This is a genomic window from Pseudomonas sp. (genome assembly GCF_030696055.1).
Classification (GTDB): Bacteria; Pseudomonadota; Gammaproteobacteria; order Pseudomonadales; family Pseudomonadaceae; genus Aquipseudomonas.
Window position 1 is genome coordinate 1 of the sequence record NZ_JAUYNP010000126.1, and the last position, 4627, is coordinate 4627.

Annotated in this window: 5 protein-coding genes; 4 read left to right on the top strand and 1 reads right to left on the bottom strand. The window is 65.6% G+C overall.

All coding sequences use genetic code 11. The annotated features are described in order from the left end of the window. Positions 1-319 precede the first annotated feature (319 nt). The gene (locus Q8Q83_RS07525; RefSeq protein WP_305622521.1) at positions 320-1741 is read right to left on the bottom strand and encodes a PLP-dependent aminotransferase family protein; all 1422 of its coding nucleotides are present in this window, start codon (positions 1739-1741) and stop codon (positions 320-322) included. Positions 1742-1853: 112 nt separating this feature from the next. Between Q8Q83_RS07525 and Q8Q83_RS07530 the strand changes: the two genes are divergently transcribed. The 4 genes from Q8Q83_RS07530 to arsS all read left to right on the top strand — a co-directional run. Next, positions 1854-2291 carry a carboxymuconolactone decarboxylase family protein gene (locus Q8Q83_RS07530; protein WP_305622523.1) on the top strand — a complete coding sequence of 146 codons (438 nt, stop codon included), beginning with the start codon at positions 1854-1856 and terminating at the stop codon, positions 2289-2291. A gap of 10 nt (positions 2292-2301) precedes the next feature. Continuing rightward, positions 2302-2706 (top strand): cupin domain-containing protein, encoded by a 405-nt coding sequence (locus Q8Q83_RS07535; RefSeq protein ID WP_305622525.1) that lies wholly within the window; start codon positions 2302-2304, stop codon positions 2704-2706. A gap of 187 nt (positions 2707-2893) precedes the next feature. Next, positions 2894-3715, top strand: coding sequence for an ABC transporter substrate-binding protein (locus tag Q8Q83_RS07540; RefSeq protein ID WP_305622526.1), 822 nt, complete (start codon positions 2894-2896; stop codon positions 3713-3715). 134 nt (positions 3716-3849) lie between these two features. Further along, a partial coding sequence (gene arsS / locus Q8Q83_RS07545; protein ID WP_305622528.1) for an arsenosugar biosynthesis radical SAM (seleno)protein ArsS occupies positions 3850-4627 on the top strand: 778 nt, incomplete at its 3' end.

The following is a 4627-nucleotide window of genomic DNA, read 5'->3' on the forward strand; positions in this document are numbered from 1 at the left end:
AACTGCATGCTTCAGCCCCACACTACGTCCTGCCCCATCGACGAGAAGATCGTATCTATCCACGCGCCATCAGGCTCAAATCGTCGAAGTATCCGATCAGAAATAAAAATGCCAGTCAGCTTAACTGACTGGCATTACCCGCCTCGGCGGGTCTTTTTTTGCCTGGGATTTACTGCTTAGAACCTGTTCAAAGTCTCGCGAGCTAGAGCCATGCAAGGCAAAAACAGGCGAGAAAGCGGAGTTTACGAGTTGTAAATGAGCATTCCGAGCCTGTTTTAAACGCAGCAGGGCCGACGCGCAGCAGACTTTGGGCAGGTTCTTAGGCCTGGCTAAGCAGCTCGCGCAGTATATCCAGGGCCGGGTCGATATCCGCCGTTTCGATGGCGCCGAAACCGAACAGCAGCCCCGGCATGGCGAGGCCTTCGGCGTAGAAGGGGGCGAGGCTGATAAGGAACACCCCGCGCCGCTCCAGTTCGGCGCACAGCCTAACCAGGTCCCGGGGCTGGCGCAGGCGCGCCACCAGGTGCATGCCGGCCACCGCCGGCAAGGCCTCCAGCCAGGGCGCTAAATCACCGTTGAGGCGGTTTAGCAGATGCTGACGGCGTTGCGCGTATTCGCGTTGCAGGCGCCGGGTGTGCTTGGCGAATGCGCCGCTGCCGATAAAGTGCGCCAGCGCCAGCTGTTGCAGGCTCTCGCTGTGCTGGTCGGCCAGCTGCTTGGCCACCCGCAGTTCGGCGCGCAGGGCGGCCGGCATCAATAGGTAGCCGAGGCGCAACTCGGGGAACAGGGTCTTGGAGAAGGTCCCGACATAGGCCACCCGGCCCTCGCGGTCGAGGCTCTGCAGCGATTCCAGCGGACGGCCGTCGAAGCGGTATTCGCCATCGTAATCGTCCTCGATGATCAGCGCCTGGCGCTCACGCGCCCACTCCAGCAGCTGCAGACGGCGCTGCAGGCTCATCGGCTGGCCCAGGGGAAACTGGTGGGAGGGCGTCACATAGACCAGCTTGGCCTGTTCTGGCAGGCAGTCTACCCGCAGCCCTTCGTCATCCACCGGCACGCCGACCACCCGCGCGCCTGCCGCCTCGAAGGCCAAGCGTATCGGCGGATAGCCGGGTTCCTCGACCACCGCCAGATCGCCCGGCACCAGCATCACCCGCGCCAGCAGGTCGATGGCCTGCTGCGCACCCTGGCTGACCAGGATGTCGTTCCAGTCGCAACGCACCCCGCGATTGATCGCCAGATAGCGCGAGATCGCCAGGCGCAGCTCGGGGTAGCCCAGCACCTCGGCGTAGAAGGCCGGGCTGCGCGCCTGCAGGCGCAGGGCGCGGTGCAGGCAGGCGCGCCAGGCATCGAAGGGAAAACGGCGCTTATCGGTGGTACCGCCGGCGAAGCTGTAGCGCACCGGCAGTTGCGGCGGCAGGCGCGGCCTGGCGGCGAGCGCCTGCCAGCGCGGATTGGCGCGTAGGGCGGCGGTAGCGGCTGGCGGGTGCTCGACCGCCAGCACCTGAGCGCTGACATAGGTGCCGCTGCCCACCTTGCCCTGCAGGAAGCCTTCGGCGGCGAGCCGCTCGTAGGCCTCGCCGACTGTCTTGCGCGACACCGCCAGGCGTTCGGCGAGAAAACGCATCGCCGGCAGACGGTCGCCGTTGGCCAGACGGCCGTCGAGAATGGCCGCGCGCAATTGCCGGTAGAGCTGGCCGGCCAGATCCTGACGGCCCTCCAGAGCGAGATGCAACTCCATCGAATTGGTCACCTGTAGATTCTTGAAATTGGCCATTTCTAGAGGCCAAAGCACGACCTAGAGTAGCGCCAGGGTTCGCAAGGGGCGAGCCCAGAGCCAAGAGGAATACGCGATGAGCGCCCGTTTGAACTGGTACAAAGCCTCCCCCGAGGCCTACAAGGCCATGCTCGGCCTGGAGCAGGCCCTGGAGAAGTCCGGCCTGGAGCTGTCCCTGCTGGAACTGGTGCGCCTGCGCGCCTCGCAGCTCAACGAATGCGCCTTTTGCGTAAATATGCACGCAGGCGACGCGCGCCAGGCCGGCGAGACCGAGCAGCGCTTGCAGTGTCTGAGCGTCTGGCGCGAGACCAGCTTCTTCACCCCGCGCGAGCGCGCCGCCCTGGCCTGGACCGAGAGCCTGACCCTGGTCGCGCAGCGGGCCGCGCCCCAGACGCTGTTCGAGGCCCTGCGCGAGCAGTTCACCGACAAGGAAATGGTCGACCTGACCCTGGCCATCTCCACCATCAATGCCTGGAACCGCTTCGGTGTCGGTTTCGCCTTACAGCCCGAATAAGGAGGTGGTTATGCGCAGCCTGCAACAGGCATTGGCCATCGGCCTGCTGGCGCTGCTCCCGCAGCTCGCGGCGGCCCATCAGGAGGAGCTCAAACGCATCAACATCCTCCACGATCAGCCGCTGAGCGATGCCCCCGGCCAGCGCGGCGTACTGCTGACCGTGCGTTTCGCCCCAGGGCAAGTGTCGGCGTCCCATGTGCATGCCGGCTCGGTCATGGCCTATGTGCTGGAGGGCACTATCGTCACCCAGCAGGAAGGCGGCCCGGTGCAGCGCTTCAAGGCCGGCGAGAGCTGGTACGAGGCGCCCGGCGTGCCGCATGTGCAGGCGCGCAACGGCAGCGATCAGGTGCCGGCCACGCTGCTGGTCTGGCAGCTGTTGCCAACTGGCGAGCCGCTGCTGCGACCCTTGCAGTAGGCGGCGAGTCAGCGCCGCGCCGAGAGGCCGGCGCCAACCTGAGAGCGGCAGCCAGGCATGCCCGCGCGAGGGCTAGCTACCCCCTGAGCCTTCGCCCGGCGCCACGGCCGCTGGAAAACTGGCCTAGTCTGTGAGGAGGTTCACATTGGGCCGTCTCTTCATCAGCCGATAGGGATATGGGGGCCGTATGTCGCTAGCTCTTCGCAGGGTTTTGCAGGGCTTGCTATGGGTGGGCTGCAGCGCATGTTGCGGGCCGGCGCTGGCCGAGCAGCTGGTGCAGGTCGGCGGGGCGGATTTCCCACCTTATGTGCTCAAGGCCGAGCAGGCGAATCCGGGCGGCTTGTTGCTTGAGCTGCTCACGGCGCTCAACCAGCTGCAGGGCGATTACCGCTTCGTCCTGCAACCCACAGCTGTGGCTCGGCGCTTTCGCGACTTCGAGCAGGGCCGGATCGATATGGCGGTGTTCGAGAACCCGGACTGGGGCTGGCAGGGCATCGCCGGCACGCGCATTGACATGGGCCTGGAGGATGCCGAGATATTCGTCGCCCGCACCGAGCCCGGGCGCGGCCAGGATTACTTCGCCAGCCTCGCGGGCAAGCGCCTGGCGCTGTTCAATGGCTATCACTATGGCTTCGCCGATTTCAATGCCGAACAGGAATTCCTGATCAAGCAGTTCAACGCGCGGCTGACCTATTCCCACGACAGCAACCTGCTGATGATCCTGCGCGGGCGGGCCGACATCGCGCTGATCACCCGCTCCTACCTGGGCGCGTACCTGGAGCAGCACCCGCAATACGCCGGCCAGCTGCTGGCCTCGCAGCGGGTGGATCAGGTCTACCACCACTACGCCTTGCTGCGCCCGCAGGCGCCGATCTCGGCCGAGCAGTTCCGCGGGCTGTTTCAGCAGCTGCGCGAAAATGGCAAGCTGGCGCAGATCTTTGGCCGCTACCAGATTCAGGTCAAACCCGCCGCAACGCCTAGCTCGGCAGCAGCCGATGGGGCCAATTAAGCCGGCCCAGTCCAAGGCATCTGCCGCCCCTAGGCTTTCGACACACTCGAATAGATTCTTCTGCAGCGGCCCGTAACAAATAGCCAGCGAGCGCCTCTACAGCGATATGCTGACTGCATTTATGGAGATAGCCCATGCACGCCATGCTCCCCCTGCTCGACCAGCTGGCCTTCCCGGCGATCCGCCGCGGCCACCTGGAGGCCCTGCAGGTCAACCTGACCTACCGCTGTAACCAGCGTTGCCTGCATTGCCACGTCAACGCCGGGCCGACCCGCAGCGAGGCCATGACCGACGACAGCCTGGCGCTGCTGCATCAGGTGATAGACGCCCATCCGGTGCATACCCTGGACCTCACCGGCGGCGCGCCGGAGATGCACCCGCGCTTTCGCGAGATAGTCCGGCATGCGCGGCGCGAGGGCCTGCGGGTGATCGACCGCTGCAACCTGACCATCTTGGGTGAACCGGGCTATGAGGACCTGGCGCAGTTTCTCGCCGCGCAGGGCGTCGAGGTGACCGCCTCCTTGCCCTGTTATTCGCGGGACAACGTCGACCGGCAGCGCGGCGATGGCGTGTTCGACGCCAGCATCCAGGGCCTGCAGCGGCTCAATGCCCTGGGCTATGGCCAGGCGGACAGCGGCCTGCTGCTCAATCTGGTGTACAACCCGCAGGGCCCCAGCCTGCCGCCGCCGCAGGAGGCGCTGGAGGCCGACTATAAGCGCCATCTGCTGGAAGACTTCGGCATAGTCTTCAACCACCTGCTGTGCATCACCAACCAGCCCATCGCGCGCTTCGGCAGCACCCTGGTCAGCCAGGGCCAGTTCGCCGCCTATATGCAGCTGCTGCGGGGCAGCTACCGGCCGGAAAACCTCGAACCGCTGATGTGCCGCAGCCTGGTCAGCGTCGACTGGCAGG

Coding starts and splice junctions, on each gene's coding strand:
- Q8Q83_RS07525 (WP_305622521.1), bottom strand. CDS start 1,741: ATGGAGTTGCATCTCGCTCTGGAGGGCCGTCAGGATCTGGCCGGCCAG.
- Q8Q83_RS07535 (WP_305622525.1), top strand. CDS start 2,302: ATGCGCAGCCTGCAACAGGCATTGGCCATCGGCCTGCTGGCGCTGCTC.
- Q8Q83_RS07530 (WP_305622523.1), top strand. CDS start 1,854: ATGAGCGCCCGTTTGAACTGGTACAAAGCCTCCCCCGAGGCCTACAAG.
- Q8Q83_RS07540 (WP_305622526.1), top strand. CDS start 2,894: ATGTCGCTAGCTCTTCGCAGGGTTTTGCAGGGCTTGCTATGGGTGGGC.